This window comes from Agreia sp. Leaf244, assembly GCF_001422695.1.
Lineage (GTDB): Bacteria > Actinomycetota > Actinomycetes > Actinomycetales > Microbacteriaceae > Agreia.
This window is the reverse complement of sequence record NZ_LMLX01000003.1, coordinates 163,113-178,346: the sequence shown is the minus strand read 5'-3', so window position 1 is coordinate 178,346 and position 15,234 is coordinate 163,113. Positions and strand designations below refer to the sequence as shown.

At 66.6% G+C, this 15,234-nt stretch carries 16 protein-coding genes; 10 read left to right on the top strand and 6 right to left on the bottom strand.

Annotated elements, in window-relative coordinates; genetic code table 11:
• Window positions 1-7 precede the first annotated feature (7 nt).
• Window positions 8-883 carry a signal recognition particle-docking protein FtsY gene (gene ftsY, locus ASF06_RS10840; protein ID WP_055931483.1) on the top strand — a complete coding sequence of 292 codons (876 nt, stop codon included), beginning with the start codon at window positions 8-10 and terminating at the stop codon, window positions 881-883.
• An 88-nt stretch (window positions 884-971) separates the two neighbouring features.
• Here the strand turns inward: ftsY and ASF06_RS10835 are convergent, their stop codons facing one another.
• Complete coding sequence (locus ASF06_RS10835; RefSeq protein WP_055946809.1) at window positions 972-1,847, bottom strand: LLM class flavin-dependent oxidoreductase; 876 nt, start codon at window positions 1,845-1,847, stop codon at window positions 972-974.
• 78 nt (window positions 1,848-1,925) lie between these two features.
• Here ASF06_RS10835 and ASF06_RS10830 point away from each other — a divergent pair, with 78 nt between their 5' ends.
• Window positions 1,926-2,966, top strand: coding sequence for an alcohol dehydrogenase catalytic domain-containing protein (locus ASF06_RS10830; RefSeq protein WP_055946806.1), 1,041 nt, complete (start codon window positions 1,926-1,928; stop codon window positions 2,964-2,966).
• Window positions 2,967-2,988: 22 nt separating this feature from the next.
• Here the strand turns inward: ASF06_RS10830 and ASF06_RS10825 are convergent, their stop codons facing one another.
• Both ASF06_RS10825 and ASF06_RS10820 read right to left on the bottom strand, forming a co-directional pair.
• The gene (locus ASF06_RS10825) at window positions 2,989-4,335 is read right to left on the bottom strand and encodes an MFS transporter (RefSeq protein ID WP_055931493.1); all 1,347 of its coding nucleotides are present in this window, start codon (window positions 4,333-4,335) and stop codon (window positions 2,989-2,991) included.
• Window positions 4,332-4,763 carry a MarR family winged helix-turn-helix transcriptional regulator gene (locus tag ASF06_RS10820; protein ID WP_055946803.1) on the bottom strand — a complete coding sequence of 144 codons (432 nt, stop codon included), beginning with the start codon at window positions 4,761-4,763 and terminating at the stop codon, window positions 4,332-4,334. The genes ASF06_RS10825 and ASF06_RS10820 overlap by 4 nt, the downstream gene beginning before the upstream one ends.
• 94 nt (window positions 4,764-4,857) lie before the next feature.
• Between ASF06_RS10820 and ffh the strand changes: the two genes are divergently transcribed.
• Window positions 4,858-6,429 carry a signal recognition particle protein gene (gene ffh, locus ASF06_RS10815; protein WP_055946799.1) on the top strand — a complete coding sequence of 524 codons (1,572 nt, stop codon included), beginning with the start codon at window positions 4,858-4,860 and terminating at the stop codon, window positions 6,427-6,429.
• Between the two features lie 62 nt (window positions 6,430-6,491).
• On the opposite strand, the gene ASF06_RS10810 is transcribed toward ffh, so the two are convergent.
• The gene (locus tag ASF06_RS10810; protein WP_055946796.1) at window positions 6,492-7,268 is read right to left on the bottom strand and encodes a M23 family metallopeptidase; all 777 of its coding nucleotides are present in this window, start codon (window positions 7,266-7,268) and stop codon (window positions 6,492-6,494) included.
• A 74-nt stretch (window positions 7,269-7,342) separates the two neighbouring features.
• On the opposite strand from ASF06_RS10810, the gene ASF06_RS10805 reads away from it, so the two are divergent.
• Complete coding sequence (locus ASF06_RS10805) at window positions 7,343-8,167, top strand: LLM class F420-dependent oxidoreductase (protein ID WP_055931503.1); 825 nt, start codon at window positions 7,343-7,345, stop codon at window positions 8,165-8,167.
• Between the two features lie 99 nt (window positions 8,168-8,266).
• Here the strand turns inward: ASF06_RS10805 and ASF06_RS10800 are convergent, their stop codons facing one another.
• Complete coding sequence (locus ASF06_RS10800; protein ID WP_055946793.1) at window positions 8,267-9,412, bottom strand: glutamate--cysteine ligase; 1,146 nt, start codon at window positions 9,410-9,412, stop codon at window positions 8,267-8,269.
• A 247-nt stretch (window positions 9,413-9,659) separates the two neighbouring features.
• On the opposite strand from ASF06_RS10800, the gene rpsP reads away from it, so the two are divergent.
• The 5 genes from rpsP (at window position 9,660) to trmD (ending at window position 12,846) form a co-directional block, all read left to right on the top strand.
• The gene (rpsP, locus tag ASF06_RS10795) at window positions 9,660-10,091 is read left to right on the top strand and encodes a 30S ribosomal protein S16 (RefSeq protein ID WP_055946789.1); all 432 of its coding nucleotides are present in this window, start codon (window positions 9,660-9,662) and stop codon (window positions 10,089-10,091) included.
• A gap of 2 nt (window positions 10,092-10,093) precedes the next feature.
• Window positions 10,094-10,330 carry an RNA-binding protein gene (locus tag ASF06_RS10790; protein ID WP_055931512.1) on the top strand — a complete coding sequence of 79 codons (237 nt, stop codon included), beginning with the start codon at window positions 10,094-10,096 and terminating at the stop codon, window positions 10,328-10,330.
• Window positions 10,317-10,931 carry a ribosome maturation factor RimM gene (gene rimM, locus ASF06_RS10785; protein ID WP_055946786.1) on the top strand — a complete coding sequence of 205 codons (615 nt, stop codon included), beginning with the start codon at window positions 10,317-10,319 and terminating at the stop codon, window positions 10,929-10,931. Before ASF06_RS10790 ends, rimM begins: the two co-directional genes overlap by 14 nt.
• A gap of 140 nt (window positions 10,932-11,071) precedes the next feature.
• Entirely contained in the window at window positions 11,072-11,995 is a 924-nt protein-coding gene (locus tag ASF06_RS19505) for an endonuclease domain-containing protein (protein ID WP_157439161.1), read from the top strand.
• A 119-nt stretch (window positions 11,996-12,114) separates the two neighbouring features.
• Window positions 12,115-12,846, top strand: coding sequence for a tRNA (guanosine(37)-N1)-methyltransferase TrmD (trmD, locus tag ASF06_RS10770; protein ID WP_055931520.1), 732 nt, complete (start codon window positions 12,115-12,117; stop codon window positions 12,844-12,846).
• Here the strand turns inward: trmD and ASF06_RS10765 are convergent.
• Window positions 12,802-13,464 carry a cupin domain-containing protein gene (locus ASF06_RS10765; protein ID WP_055946774.1) on the bottom strand — a complete coding sequence of 221 codons (663 nt, stop codon included), beginning with the start codon at window positions 13,462-13,464 and terminating at the stop codon, window positions 12,802-12,804. The two genes, trmD and ASF06_RS10765, sit on opposite strands and share 45 nt — an antisense overlap.
• 185 nt (window positions 13,465-13,649) lie before the next feature.
• Here ASF06_RS10765 and ASF06_RS10760 point away from each other — a divergent pair, with 185 nt between their 5' ends.
• A complete protein-coding gene (locus ASF06_RS10760) occupies window positions 13,650-15,200 on the top strand; it encodes an NCS1 family nucleobase:cation symporter-1 (protein ID WP_055946771.1) in 1,551 nt (516 codons plus the stop codon).
• The last annotated feature ends 34 nt before the right edge of the window (window positions 15,201-15,234 follow it).

The following is a 15,234-nucleotide window of genomic DNA, read 5'->3' as shown; positions in this document are numbered from 1 at the left end:
TTGTCGCATGGCTGAACGCACCCCCTGGTCTCTGTCCGGCGCCCTCCGAGGCATGTTCACCAAGCCCACGATTGACGCGAACACGTGGGAGGACCTCGAAGACGCGCTCTTGAAGGCCGACTTCGGCCCCGATGTCACCGACTCCGTCGTCGGCGACCTGCGGGCGAAGGTCGACCGCTTCAAGACGACCGATCCCAAAGACCTGCAGCGCATGCTGCGCGAGACCATGGAAGAGCGGCTATCGCGGCTCGACACGACCCTGCATCTGTCGGAACGCCCCGCCATCGTGCTCGTCGTCGGAGTCAACGGCGTCGGCAAGACCACGACCATCGGCAAGTTCGCGAAGTTCCTCGCCACCTACGGCCGCTCGGTCGTGATCGGCGCGGCCGATACCTTCCGTGCCGCCGCCGTCGAACAGGTCGCGACGTGGGCCGAACGGGCGGGCGCCGCTATCGTCCGTCCGCAGCACGAGGGGCAGGACCCGGCGTCGGTCGCGTTTCAGACCATCGAGTACGCCAAGCTGCACGGCACCGAGATCGTAGTCATCGACACCGCCGGCCGCCTGCAGACAAAGGGCGGACTCATGGACGAGCTCGGCAAGATCCGCCGAGTCATCGAGAAGCAGGCCCCTGTGGCCGAGGTGCTGCTCGTGCTCGACGCGACCACCGGACAGAACGGGCTCGCGCAGGCCGAGGCGTTCATTCAGCACGCGGGCGTGACCGGCCTCGTTCTCACCAAGCTCGACGGATCGGCGAAGGCCGGCTTCGTGCTGGCCGTGCAGGAGAAGACGGGTATTCCCATCAAGCTCATCGGCCAGGGCGAGGGCATCAACGACCTCACCGGCTTCACCCCTCACGTTTTCGCGCAGAACCTGGTCGGCTAGCCGCTGCTCGTTCCCTGAGCCTGCGGCCCCGTTCCCTGAGCCTGCGGCCCCGTTCCCTGAGCCTGTCGAAGGGAAACTCCCCGAAGCCCTAGAAGCGCGAAGCCACCTCGTAGAGAACTTCTTCGTCGCCTGCGTAGATGCCCTCGGCCCGGGGCCAGTGCGAGATCACATCGGTGAACCCGAGCTGCGCGGCTCGCCCGACCAGATCGTCGAACGCACCGACGCTCTCGAGCGAGAATTGGCCGCCCGAGTCGAGCGACAGGTAGCGGTCGATGGATGCCGGGTCGCGGCCCGCTTTCTCGGCCGCGTCGTCGAGACGGCCGGCCAGGGTGGCGACCGCCGACCACCACTCTTCGCCCGTGGCGCCGTCTTTGCCCGTGGTGACCCAACCCTGGCCCTGCTCGGCCACGAGAGCCAGACCCTTCGGCCCGTTGGCGGCGAGCACCATCGGAACCCGCGGCTGTTGCACTGGAATGCCGACCATGCGCGCGTCGACAGCCGTGTACCACTCGCCGTCGAAGCTGATGCCCCGGTCGTTGTCTCCTTCGTGCCGCAGCAGCTCGTCGAGCAGCGTTACGAACTCGGCGAAGCGCGCGTGGCGCTCTCGGGGCGAGTACTCGCGCTGGCCGAGAACGAACGCGTCGAACCCCGTGCCGCCGGAGCCGATGCCCAGAAGGAACCGGCCGCCAGAGATGTCGTCGACGGTGGCGATCTCTTTGGCGAACGGCACCGGATGCCGGAAGTTCGGCGACGAGACGAAGGTGCCCAGGCGGATGGTCTCAGTGACGACGGCCGCCGCGGTGAGCGTGGGAATGGTGGCGTTCCACGGTTCGTCGGCGAGGGATCGCCAGGAGAGGTGATCGTATGTCCACGCGTGGTCGAACCCGAGCCCCTCAGCCGACTGCCACTTTCGGCGGGCGATCGACCAGGGGTCTTGGGGGAGGATGACGATTCCGTGGCGCATGAGTCCGAGTCTAGGGACTGCCTCCGACGGCGATCGAGAACGGTATCGTCGGAGACGTTCCACCAGAGAAAGAGACTCATGCGCGCTGTTGTATTCACCGAGTTCGGCGGTGTCCCCGAGCTCCGAGAGGTGCCTGACCCGGTTCCCTCCGCCGCGGGAGTCGTCGTCAGGGTCGAGACGACAGGCGTGTGCCGAAGCGACGCCCACGGGTGGCTCGGCCACGACGATGGAATCGCCCTGCCTCACGTGCCCGGGCACGAACTCGTCGGCCGCATCGCCGCAGTGGGGCCGGAGGTCACGAACTTCCGAGTGGGGGAGCGGGTGACGGTTCCGTTCGTGCCGGCCTGCGGAAAATGCCCCGAATGCGCAGACGGCAACGGCCAGGTCTGCCGCAACCAGACCCAGCCCGGGTTCACTCACTGGGGGTCCTTCGCCGAGCTGGTCGCCCTGCACAACGCGGACATCAACCTCATTCGCGTTCCCGACGAACTCGACTCGGGCGCTGCGGCGCTTCTCGGCTGCCGTTTCGCAACCGCGTATCGAGGACTCGTGCACCGGGCACGGCTTCAGCGCGGCGAGAGACTGCTTGTCGTCGGCTGCGGCGGAGTGGGCCTGAGCGCGGCGATGATCGGTGTCGCCCTCGGTGCCGAGGTGATCGCCGTCGATATCGACCCCGTCGCGCTCGACCGGGCGTCATCGCTGGGAGTTGCGCACACGATCGACTCCTCCGGCCTCTCCGAGTCCGAGATCCTCGACGCGATCGCATCCCTGGCCCCCGCCGGCGTGCAGGTGTCCGTCGAGGCCCTGGGTCGGCAGGCGACGATGCGGCTCAGCGTGCTCGCCCTCGCGCCCCTGGGCAGGCAGGTGCAGATCGGCCTGTTCTCCGAAGAGCCCGTGGTGCCGATGCCGACGATCATCGCCAAAGAACTGTCGCTGCACGGCAGCCACGGCATGCCTGCGACGGACTACCCGGCGCTCCTCGACCTCGTGCTGAGCGGCGCCCTCGACCCGGCGCGTCTCATCGAGCATCGCATCCCGTTGGCCGAGGCCCCGGCCGCGCTCCAGGCCATCGCCGCGGGAGACCGTTCATCGGGAGTCACGGTCGTCGATATCGCGTGACGCGGACCGCGGCGGGCCGCATTCAGGCCCGGCGGGCATCCGCCTCGTCGAGAGCCAGGTCTTCCTCGAATTCCTCCGTCGTCTCGGGCGACCGACGCGGCACATAGGGTCGACCGTCGTGGCTCACGACGAACCTCGGATGTGCGGCACCGTCGTAGTGCAGCCGCAGGTGCCGGAAGACGATGAGCCAGCCGAGCCCGATCGCGGCTGCGACGAGGCCAGAAGCGGCGGCGACGCCGATGGCCCAGCGGGGACCGAACGTGTTGGCGACCCAGCCGACGATGGGTGCGCCGAGGGGCGTGCCGCCCATGAAGACGGCCATGTAGAGCGCCATCACGCGCCCTCGCATCTCGGGCGCCGTCGTGGTCTGCACTGTGCCGTTCGCGGTCGTCATCAGGGTCTGCGCCGAGAGACCTACGAAGACGAGCACTGCCGCGAACCCCCAATAGCTGGGCATCACGGCCGCGACGAGGCAGCTCACTCCGAAGGCGGCGGCGGCCACGAAGGTGAGGCGGAGCCGCGGCCTGTCCCTGCGTGCAGACAGGAGGGCGCCCGTGACGGAGCCGATAGCCATCACCGACGAGAGCAGGCCGAATGCCTCGGCCCCGCGACCGAATTCGACGCTCGCCATCGTCGAGGTGAAGATGGCGAAGTTCAGGCCGAAGGTGCCGATGATGAAGACGATCACGAAGATCACCAGCAGGTCCGGCCGTGAGCGCACGTAGCGGAACCCCTCCAGCAACTGGCCCCGACCCTGCGGCGCGCGCTTGGTCGCCCGCAGTTGATCGACCCTGATGAATGCGAGCGACGCGAGAACAGCGCCGAACGTCACCGCGTTCAGGAGGAACACCCAGCCGGCGCCGATCGCGGCGACGAGGATGCCGGCGACGGCGGGCCCGATCATGCGGGCCGCGTTGAACGACGCCGAGTTGAGGGCAACGGCGTTCGAGAGGTTCGAGCCGCCGACCAGCTCGGAGACGAACGTCTGCCGCACGGGCGCGTCGATCGCCGACGCGATGCCGAGCAGCAGGGCGAACAGGTAGACGTGCCAGAGCTGGGCTACGCCCGTCACGACGATGAGACCGAGCCCGAGCCCCAGAATGCCCATGGATGCCTGGGTCACCATCAGCGTGCGTCGCCTGTCGAGACGGTCGGCAATCAGGCCGGACCAGGGAACCAGGAGCAGCTGCGGGCCGAGTTGAAGCGCCATCACGATGCCGACCGCCGCCGCGTCGTGGTTGGTCAGCTCGGTGAGAACGATCCAGTCCTGGGCGGTGCGCTGCATCCAAGTGCCCACGTTCGAGACGAGGGCCCCGGCGAACCAGATGCGGTAGTTGACGCTCGAGAGCGAGCGGAACATCGCGCTCATGGAGCAACGATCGTTCTCAGAATGACCGTCGCCTCCTCGAGCACGCGTCGTTCGGCGGGGGTGAGCGCGGAGAGCCTCGAGTGCAGCCACGCGTCGCGTCGGCGCCTCGTCTCCTTCACGACCGCGAAGCCGTTCTCCGTGGCCGTGACGAACACCTTGCGGCCGTCCGAGGCATCCGGTGTGCGTGTGACGAGGCCAGCGGTCTCGAGCACGTTGAGCGTGCGGTTCATCGACGGGGGAGTGACGTGCTCCCAGACGCTGAGCTCGTTCGGGGTGTGGGGGCCCGTGCGCACGAGGTAGGCGAGCACGCTGAACTGCGAGTCGCCGAGGTCGATGTCGGCGCGCTCGTTGCGCAGCCTGCGGGAGAGGTGCATCGTGACGCCGCGCAGCTCCGAGCTGAGTGCGGGAAGGGAGAGAGCTGGAGCCATATCGTTAGCCTAACTCATTAGCTAGGCTAACGACCCCGCGTTCGTCGAGCCTGTCGAGACGCCCCCTTCGGCGGGCAGGTAAACTTGCCTCACCATGGCTACTTTCGGAAACCTGTCTGACCGGCTCGCAGAGACCTTCAAGAACCTTCGCACCAAGGGCAAGCTGAGCCCTGCCGATGTCGACGCGACCGTGCGCGAGATCCGGCGCGCCCTGCTCGACGCCGACGTCGCGCTCGAGGTCGTCAAGGACTTCACCGGAAAGGTGCGCGAGCGCGCCCTGGGCGACGAGGTCAACAAGGCCCTCAACCCCGCGCAGCAGGTCGTGCAGATCGTCAACGAAGAACTGGTGGCGATCCTCGGTGGCGAAGCCCGTCGCATCCAGTTCGCGAAGAAGCCGCCGACCGTCATCATGCTCGCCGGTCTGCAGGGTGCCGGTAAGACCACCCTGGCGGGCAAGCTCGCCAAGTGGCTCGCGAAAGACAACCACACCCCCCTGCTGGTCGCCGCGGACCTCCAGCGCCCTAACGCCGTGAACCAGCTGCAGGTCGTCGCGGGCCAGGCCGGCGTCGCCGTGTTCGCGCCCGAGCCGGGCAACGGAACCGGCAACCCGGTGAAGGTCGCGAAGGACTCGATCAAGTTCGCCATCGACAAGCAGTACGACGTGGTCATCGTCGACACCGCCGGCCGTCTCGGTGTCGACGCCGACATGATGAAGCAGGCCGCAGACATCCGCAAGGCCGTCGACCCCGACGAGGTGCTGTTCGTCATCGACGCCATGATCGGTCAAGACGCGGTCGCCACGGCCAAGGCCTTCCAAGACGGGGTCGACTTCACCGGTGTGGTGCTCACGAAGCTCGACGGCGATGCCCGCGGTGGAGCCGCACTTTCGGTCGCCTCCGTCACCGGACGCCCGATCATCTTCGCGTCGACGGGCGAGTCGCTCGACGACTTCGAGCCCTTCTACCCCGACCGCATGGCGAGCCGCATCCTCGACCTCGGTGACATCCTGACTCTCATCGAGCAGGCCCAGTCGGCCTTCGACGAGGGCGAGGCCATGAAGATGGCCGAGAAGTTCGCCACCGACACCTTCACGCTCGAGGACTTCCTGTCGCAGATGCAGCAGCTCCGCGGGGCCGGCTCCATCAAGAAGATGATGGGCATGCTCCCCGGCATGGGCGGCATGAAGCAGCAGCTCGAGAACTTCGACGAGCGCGAGATCGTGCGCACCGAGGCGATCATCCAGTCGATGACCAAGGCCGAGCGGCAGAACTCGAAGCTGCTCAACGGCTCGCGCCGCGTGCGCATCGCCAAGGGATCCGGAATGACGGTCACCGACGTGAACCAGCTCGTGCAGCGCTTCGAGCAGGCCGCCAAGATGATGAAGACCGTCGCCAAGGGCGGCATGCCAAACATCCCCGGAATGGGCCCGGTTCCCGGCGCCCACGGCGGACGCAAGCAGGTCGCCAAGAAGAAGGGCTCGAAGTCGGGCAACCCGGCAAAGCGTGCAGCCGAAGACGCGGCTCGTGCCGCGGGCATCAAACCGGATGCGGCGCCCGTCACCGCAGGCGGCTCGGGCTTCGGTCTGGGGCTGGGCAAGGGCAAGGGTGCGCCCGGTGCGCCGAGCGAAGAAGAGCTGGCCTCGCTGCAGAAGTTCTTGGGCCGCTAGGCGGGTGCGTCTCGACAAGCTCGACGAACGGGACCCCGTTCGCTGAGCCTGTCGAAGGGCGATCAGTAGCTGGCGTTCGCCTCGAGATAGGGAATCGGGTCGAAGCGCACGCCGTCGGCGAAGAACAGCTCGAAGTGGCAGTGCTCGACGGTCGCGTTGCCGGTGTCACCGGTGAGACCGATCACGGTTCCGGCGGTGACCTCCTGGCCGACCGTCACGGTCACCGAGCCGTCTTGGAAGTGCATGTACATGCTGCAGAGGCGCTGGCCGCCGATCATCGTGGCGATGGCCACATAGTTGCCGGCCGAGCCGTTGTAGCCCGACGCGGTGACGATGCCGTCGCCGATCGCCTGGATCGGGGTGCCGTCTCCGGCGAGCATGTCGATGCCGTCGTGCATACCCTCGGCGCGCGGACCGAATCCGTCGCCGATCTTGACGGGGTGGTCATAGGGCCAGGTCAGCCGGGTCGTCTCGGCGGGGGCGTCTCGCTGGCAGCCCCAGCCTCCGGGGCTTCCGCCCGTCGACGCTGCGACGGCCTTCGCCACGGGCGTGGGTGTCGGCGTGGGGGTTGGCGTGTTCACGGTGTAGCCGTCGCGCAGCACGCTGGCGTCGGCGGCGGATGCATCGACCGAGAGCGACTGGTCGGCCGTCTGCGGTCCACCCGTCGCTCCGGTCATTCCGAACGACGATCCGGGGCCGAAGGCGGCGGCGGGAAGCGAAGTGGCGACGGCCAGGGCCCCCACGAACAGCAGGGCAGCCGGGGGAAGAAACCGGGAGGCGAGGTTGCGACGGGTGCGCTGAGGGCGCACGTTCGCAGACTTCGGCTCTATCGACTTCACCTGTTCATTGTGAGGTGCGATGTCGGATGCCGCAAGGTGAGTGCGCGATCACGACGGATAAGTAGGCTCTGATCATGACGACACACTCTTCGCGCCCCGTGCGTATCGGCATCCAGATCGCACCCCAGCACTCCGACTACACGACCATCCGCGACACTCTTCGACAGCTCGAGGAGCTCGGCGTCGACATCGCCTTCAACTGGGACCACTTCTACCCCCTGTCGGGCGACCCGGCGGGTCTGCACTTCGAGGGATGGAGCATGCTCGCCGCCTGGGCCGAGCAGACGTCGACGATCGAGTTCGGACCGCTCGTCACGTGCAACAGCTACCGCAACCCCGACCTGCTGGCCGACATGGCCCGCACGGTCGACCACATCAGCGCCAAGACCCCGGGCGCCGAAGGGCGCCTCGTGTTCGGTATCGGCTCCGGCTGGTTCGAGCGCGACTACGACGAGTACGGCTACGAGTTCGGCACCGTTGGCCAGAGACTGGATGCGCTGGGCGAGGCGCTCCCGCGCATCGAGGCGCGCTGGGGCGTGCTCAACCCGGCTCCCACCCGCAAGATCCCCGTGCTGATCGGCGGCGGCGGCGAGAAGAAGACCCTCAAGCTGGTCGCCAAGCACGCCACGATCTGGCACAGCTTCTCCGACGTGCCGACGTTGCAGCACAAGCTCGAGGTCCTGAAGGCGCACGCGGCCGACGTGGGCCGTGACGTCTCAGAGATCGAGATCTCGAACGACGTCAAGCTGACCGGTGCCTTCGGGTCTGCCGACGCGGCTGTGCTCGACGAGAAGGCCGAGGTGGGCGTCACGCTCTTCACCCTCGGCATCACCGGACCGTCGATCGACCTCGGACCGGTGAAGGACCTGCTCGCCTGGCGCGACGAGAAAAACGCCTAGGCCTCTCGCTCCCTGAGCCCGTCGTTCCCTGAGCTTGTCGAAGGGCCCCCTTCGACAAGCTCAGGGAACGGGGTCTCCGGGCCGTGCCCTTCGACAGGCTCAGGGAACGGGGTTCCCGAGGCCGTGGCGCAGTTCGCGAGTCAGTGACGCGACCACGGCCTTGAGGCTCCCGCCGTTCGCCTCCGCCACGCGCAGCTGGCGCTGGTAGCTGGCGCCGTGCTCGAGAATGAGGTTCACCTGGGCGAGTTCGTCGACGCAGTCGAGCTGCTCGGCGATCGGCGCGAGTGTGACCAGCAGGTCTCGCACGTCGTCGGTGACCAATTTCTCGGCGCCATGCGCATCCACGATGATCTCGGCGTCGAGGCCATAGCGCGCGGCGCGCCATTTGTTCTCGCGCACGTACCAGGGCTGCAGGGTGGGCAGCGTCTCGCCCGCGTCGAGCCGCTGCGACATGTGTTCGACCAGGCACTGGATGAGCGCGGCGACAGCGCCGATCTCCTCGGGGCTCGACAGCCCGTCGCAGGCGCGCATCTCGAGCGTTCCCCACTGGGGCGAGGGCCGGATGTCCCAGCGCACCTCGGTGTGGTCGTCGACGATGCCCGTGACCTTCATGTCGTCGACGTACGCCTCGTATTCGCTCCACTCCGCGAATTGGTAGGGCAGGCCTGCGGTCGGCAGCTGCTGGAACATGAGCGCCCGGTTCGAGGCGTAGCCCGTGTGCTCTCCGGCCCAGAACGGACTCGACGCCGACAGCGCCTGAAGATGCGGGTAGTAGTTCAGCAGTCCGCCAAGAAGGGGGAGCACCTTGTCGCGGCTCTCCACGCCGACGTGCACGTGGATGCCCCAGATCATCATGTTGCGGCCCCACCACTGGGTGCGGTCGATGAGCTTGTGGTACCGCTCCTTGTCGGTGACCTGCTGATCGAACCACTGCGCGAAGGGATGCGTGCCCGCGCACATGAGCTCGACGTCGAGCGGGTCTGTGATGGCCCGCACCTCGGCGAGCTGTCCCTGGAGGTCGTCGACGGCATCCGACACCCGCGTGTGCACGCCGGTGACGAGCTCGACGGTGTTGAGCAGCAGCTCCTCGGTGATGCGCGGATGGGCCTCGCCGTCGGAGCCGCGAAGTGACTGGAGCACCTCGCCGGCCACGTTGACCAGATCGCCGGAACTCTGCTCGACGAGCGCGATCTCCCATTCGATGCCGAGTGTCGAGCGTTCGGAATGAGCGAACGAGATCTCCATGAGCGGCTCCGATCGATATCAGCGGGTGGCCTCATCCTGACAGACTCGGCGGATCGGACTCCTGAATTACGCGCGGGCGGCGAATATCTGACAGAATGATCTGTCGAGTCTGCCCGCCCGACCCTCTAATCAGGTTGCGGCAGAACCCTCGAGAACTTTTTACGCCGAGTGTGCACCCCACGCTCACGGCTGCCAGTTCACCCACATTTAGGCCCAGCAGGGCCGAGAGAAAAACCTAGGAAGAATTGTGGCTGTAAAGATCCGTCTGAAGCGCATGGGTAAGATCCGTGCACCGTACTACCGCATCGTCGTTGCCGACTCGCGCACCAAGCGCGACGGTCGTGTCATCGAGGAGATCGGCCAGTACCACCCCACCGAGGAGCCGTCGGTCATCAAGATCGAGTCCGAGCGCGCCCTCTACTGGCTCGGCGTCGGCGCACAGCCGACCGAGCAGGTCGCCGCGCTCCTGAAGCTCACGGGCGACTGGGGCAAGTTCAAGGGCGACAAGGACGCGGTCTCGACCGTTCGCGTCAAGGAGCCCAAGGAGGCGTTCGTCGCCGACGAGAAGAAGAAGCCTGTTCTGAAGCCCAAGGCTGAGGTCAAGGTCGAGGCTCCTGCCCCCGCCGAAGAGGCGCCGGCTGCCGACGAGGCTCCCGAGGCCGAAGCAGAGAAGGCCTAGCCTTGCTCGCTCCTGCTCTCGAGCACCTGGTCAAGGGCATCGTCGACAAACCTGCCGACGTGCATGTCATCGCGAAGAGCTCGCCGCGCGGCGAGGTCCTCGAGGTGCGTGTGCACCCCGACGACCTCGGTCGCGTGATCGGTCGTGCGGGTCGCACGGCCAAGGCTCTCCGCACACTCGTCGCCGCGCTGGCTGATGGCAAGCGCGTTCGTGTAGACGTGGTGGATACCGATTTCTAAGAACGAGACGCAGCAACTCCGGGTTGGTCGCCTCCTGAAAGCCCACGGGCTCAAGGGAGCGATCAAGCTGGAGCTCTTCACCGACGACCCGGCACGACGCTTCGTGCCGGGCGCGGTGTTCACCCTCCAGGTTCCCACCGGCTCGCCATGGCACGGCAAGACACTCGAGCTCATCGAGCTCAAGTGGTTCAACAGCCACGCCGTCGGCTTCTTCAAGGGCGTGCCCGACCGCACGGCCGCTGAGGGGCTGGTCAAGGCGATCCTCTGGATCGACCAAGACTCCGACGAGCAGTCGGCCGAGGAAGACGCCTGGTTCGACCACCAGCTCGTCGGCCTCGACGTCATCCGCGACGGCGAGAAGATCGGCGTCGTGCGCCAGGTCAACCACATGCCGGCGCAAGACCTGCTGGTCATCGAGCAGGCATCCGGCGAGGTGCTGGTTCCGTTCGTCAAGGCCATCGTTCCGGCGGTCGACATCGCGGCGGGCACGATGACCATCACGCCGCCTCCGGGCCTCCTCGAAGAGCTCCCGGAGTCCGACGACGACGAGGACGAGGCTCCCACTGCGGAGTCCCCGGCCGAGGACACCCCGACCGAGTAGGCGCTTCACCCGAACGGGCGGAGATCACGCACCATCGTCGTCGAGAGGCGCTCGATGGGTCGAGATCTCCGCCCGTTCGTGTTTTCCACAGACGGCGTCAGTCTCCGTTTCTGGGCTCACGAACCGGCGAACATGTGTCTATGCAGCCTCTTCTCGATGTCATCGATGGTTATGACGGTCTCGTGTCGCTCAGCACACTCGTCGCTCACGGGTTCACCGCGACGGACGCGAGTCGCGCTGTCAAAGCAGGCAAACTCACGAGCCCTCGTCGTCGGTGGTTCGCGACGCCAGATGCAGATCCGCGGCTGGTTGCGGCCATTCGCGTGGGCGGGCATCTGACCTGCGTATCCGCATTGCGGCACCATGGCGTCTGGTGTGTTGATGATGGATTGCTGCACGTGGCGGTGGGCAAGAATGCAAATCATCTCGCCGCACCGCACGACCGATCGGTGCGCCTCACGGATCCCGCGTCGCACGGGGTGCGACTTCATCGAGGTACAGCGGTTCTTCTGCCTGGTGAGTTGGACCTCCCGGTAGACAGGGTGCTCGCTGCGCTTCGGCATGCGATTGTCTGCCAGCCCCGTGAAGACGCGATCGTGGCACTGGATTCGGCGCTCAACAGTCGCTTCGTCAGCCTCTTCGATGTGCAGGCGGTGATCGGGTCCCTTCCAAAGAGATACAGGCGCTACCTCGACCTCATTGATCCGTCGGCCCAATCCGGTCTCGAGACAAAGGCGCGGTTGCGGCTTCGTTCTTTAGGAATTCCGTACCGAACGCAGGTGCAGATCGGCACTGTCGGTCGGGTCGATCTCGTGGTGGGGGAGCGTTTCGTGGTCGAGTTGGATAGCAAGAGCTGGCACACGAGCGCGCGCGCCTACGCCGAAGACCGGCGTCGCGACCTCGAGCTGATCGAGCGGGGGTACATCATCCTTCGAGTCACATATGACCAGATCATGAGTCAGTGGCCTTTGGTAGAGCGGGCTATTCGGGCGGTTGTGCGGCGGAATGAGCACCGCTGGGCTGCCAGGCATCGAGTTGCCGGTCTGATTCCTTCGGACCGCTGACAGTGGGCGGAGATTCAGGCAGACCGCCGGGCATAGGCCGACGGACTGTCGATATCTCCGCCCGACCCGCGGCTGAGGCGGAGTCGGATCTCGCCGGCCAGCGCAGCTAGGCTTTCAGGATGCGTATCGACATCGTCTCGATCTTTCCGAGCTTCTTCGACGCGCTCGACATCTCGCTGCTCGGCAAGGCCCGCCAGTCCGGCCTCATCGAGCTCGGCGTGCACGACCTGCGCGACCACACCCACGACAGGCACCGCAAGGTCGACGACACACCGTTCGGCGGTGGCGCCGGCATGGTCATGAAGCCCGAGCCGTGGGGCGACGCGCTCGACACGATCCTCGATGCCGCGCCCGAGGCATCCGGCCGGCCTCTCGTCATCTTCCCCTCGCCGGCCGGCGAGGTGTTCACGCAGGCGATGGCGCGCGAGCTGTCGACCCGAGAGCACCTGGTGTTCGGATGCGGTCGGTACGAAGGCATAGACCAGAGGGTCTTCGACGAGACGGCCGAGCGCGCAGAGGTACGCCTCGTGAGCCTGGGCGACTACGTGCTGAACGGCGGCGAGGTGGCCGTCATGGCGATGATCGAGGCTATCGGCCGACTCATCCCCGGGGTGGTCGGCAACCCCGAGAGCCTCGTCGAGGAGTCGCACGAAGACGGACTCCTGGAGTATCCGAGCTACACGAAGCCCGCAGAGTGGCGCGGCCGCGAAGTGCCGCCGGTGCTCTTGAGCGGCAACCACCGCCTCATCGCAGAATGGCGCCGCGAGCAGCAGCTCGAACGCACGGCGCGTGTGCGCCCCGACCTGCTACGCGTGCACGATCACCCAGACGGCGACGCAGGGCTCGCCTGATCGGTTGCTCAGGCGGTGCGGCCTCGTCGCGGGAAACGTGATCGAGTCGCCTGCCGAGAGCGTGACGTCCTCGCCCTCGAACGTGATCGTGAGGGTGCCCGAGGTGATGCTGCCGATCTCGAAACCGTCGTGCCGGATGAGGTCGCCGTGGGCGCTGCCTGTCGAGCCGGCGGGGTAGGTGGACTCGAAGATCTCGAGGCCGGGAACCGGGCCGGGGGACAGGCGGCGGTAGACCACGCCCGATTCGAGATTCATGTTGGGTGTGCGGCCGGCACGCGAGATGACGTAGCCGTCGCGCTCGACGGGGTCGTCGGCGAGGCCGGCGAGCCTGTCGCCGAGGGTGTCGGCGGGTGCGGTGGATGCCGACGAGTCGGCCCCCGGAGCCTCGAACGCGGCCGACAGGGGTACACCCAACGCGGTCACGATCGCGATGAGGCGGTTGACCGACGGCACCATCACGCCTGTCTCGATCTGGGAGACGGCGCTCGGCGAGATGTCGAGGGAGCGGGCGAGCGCTCGAAGCGACAGCCCTGACTGGGTGCGCAGTTCGCGGAGGCGTCGACCGAGCGACTCGTTGGCGCTGAGAGCGCCGTCATCCGACTCGAGCGCGTTCTCCACCCGTCAATTGTCACATGCCTGTAACAGGCGCGAAATCGCGGACGTGGTGTTAAGCAATAGCTTTATGAGCACTGACGGAGCCCCTGGGGAGCTGCCGGATAGGGAACGTGTTCCGACTACGACGGTGCGCCGACCACCACCCTCCACACACCTGTCGCATCACTGATGAGAAACCGGAGAATTCCATGACCGAGGTCATCCATCCCCACGGGGAGAAGCCCGGCGATGTGCTCGAAGCCGCAGGACTGCCCACGGGCAGCGGCGTCGTCGAGCCGTTCCACGACCCGCGCCTCAGCAATGAGGATCTCGCGCCCCTCAAGAAGCAGACCTGGAGCGCCTACAACTTCTTCGCCTTCTGGATGTCCGACGTGCACAGCGTCGGCGGATACGTCACGGCCGGCAGCCTGTTCGCCCTGGGGCTCGCGAGCTGGCAGGTGCTGATCGCCCTGCTCGTCGGCATCACGATCGTCTACTTCCTCTGCAACCTCGTCGCGAAACCCAGCCAGCAGTCCGGCGTTCCCTACCCGGTGATCTCGCGAACTGTCTTCGGAGTGCTCGGGGCCAACATCCCCGCGATCATCCGCGGCCTGATCGCGGTGGCCTGGTACGGCATCCAGACCTACCTCGCCTCGGCGGCGCTCGTGGTCGTGGCGCTCAAGCTGTGGCCCGATCTGGCGGGCATTGCGGATGCCGACACCGTCGGTTTCGCAGGTCTGTCGCTGCTCGGCTGGATCGCCTTCCTGATCCTCTGGGTCGCGCAGGCCTTCGTCTTCTGGCGCGGAATGGAGTCGATCCGTAAGTTCATCGACTTCTGCGGACCGGCCGTCTACGTCGTGATGATCATCCTCGCGATCTACCTCGTCTCGCAGGCGGGCTGGGAGAACATCGACCTCAACCTCGGCTCGGTGCAGTTCGAGGGCTGGGACGCTGTTCCCGTCATGCTCGGCGCCATCGCCCTGGTCGTCTCGTACTTCTCGGGCCCGATGCTGAACTTCGGCGACTTCTCGCGCTACGGCAAGTCGTTCAAGGCGGTCAAGCGCGGCAACCTGCTGGGGCTGCCGCTCAACTTCCTCGTCTTCTCGATCCTCGTCGTGATCTGCGCGGCGGCCACGGTTCCGGTGTTCGGCGAGCTCATCACCGACCCCATCGAGACGGTCGCCCGCATCGACAACGTCTACGCGATCATCCTCGGCGCCCTGACCTTCGCGATCGCGACCGTCGGAATCAACATCGTGGCGAACTTCGTGTCGCCCGCGTTCGACTTCTCTAACGTGGCTCCGCAGAAGATCTCGTGGCGCATGGGCGGCATGATCGCCGCTGTCGGAAGCGTGCTGATCACCCCGTGGAACCTCTACTCCAGCCCGGAGATCATCCACTACACGCTCGACACGCTGGGTGCGTTCATCGGCCCGCTGTTCGGAGTACTGATCTGCGACTTCTATATCGTGCGCAAGCAGACGGTCTACGTCGACGACCTCTACACGATGAGCGAGAAGGGGCGTTACTGGTACAAGAAGGGCTTCAATCCGAACGCCATCATCGCGACCGTCGTCGGCGCGGTGCTCGCGGCCAGTACGGTGTTCATCCCCGCGCTTCAGGGCGCGGCGTCGTACGCATGGTTCATCGGCTGCGGGATCGCCCTTGTCGTCTACTGGATCGCCGAGAAGGTCAGCCCGCAGGCGGCGCGCAGCATGCAGGCCGCCGAGGAGCACGAGACCGCGTCGGTCATCCAGTAGCAGTCCACCGCTTCACCGCTCCACCGAACGGACA

Coding starts and splice junctions, on each gene's coding strand:
- ftsY (WP_055931483.1), top strand. CDS start 8: ATGGCTGAACGCACCCCCTGGTCTCTGTCCGGCGCCCTCCGAGGCATG.
- ASF06_RS10835 (WP_055946809.1), bottom strand. CDS start 1,847: ATGCGCCACGGAATCGTCATCCTCCCCCAAGACCCCTGGTCGATCGCC.
- ASF06_RS10830 (WP_055946806.1), top strand. CDS start 1,926: ATGCGCGCTGTTGTATTCACCGAGTTCGGCGGTGTCCCCGAGCTCCGA.
- ASF06_RS10825 (WP_055931493.1), bottom strand. CDS start 4,335: ATGAGCGCGATGTTCCGCTCGCTCTCGAGCGTCAACTACCGCATCTGG.
- ASF06_RS10820 (WP_055946803.1), bottom strand. CDS start 4,763: ATGGCTCCAGCTCTCTCCCTTCCCGCACTCAGCTCGGAGCTGCGCGGC.
- ffh (WP_055946799.1), top strand. CDS start 4,858: ATGGCTACTTTCGGAAACCTGTCTGACCGGCTCGCAGAGACCTTCAAG.
- ASF06_RS10805 (WP_055931503.1), top strand. CDS start 7,343: ATGACGACACACTCTTCGCGCCCCGTGCGTATCGGCATCCAGATCGCA.
- ASF06_RS10800 (WP_055946793.1), bottom strand. CDS start 9,412: ATGGAGATCTCGTTCGCTCATTCCGAACGCTCGACACTCGGCATCGAA.
- ASF06_RS19505 (WP_157439161.1), top strand. CDS start 11,072: ATGCAGCCTCTTCTCGATGTCATCGATGGTTATGACGGTCTCGTGTCG.
- trmD (WP_055931520.1), top strand. CDS start 12,115: ATGCGTATCGACATCGTCTCGATCTTTCCGAGCTTCTTCGACGCGCTC.
- ASF06_RS10760 (WP_055946771.1), top strand. CDS start 13,650: ATGACCGAGGTCATCCATCCCCACGGGGAGAAGCCCGGCGATGTGCTC.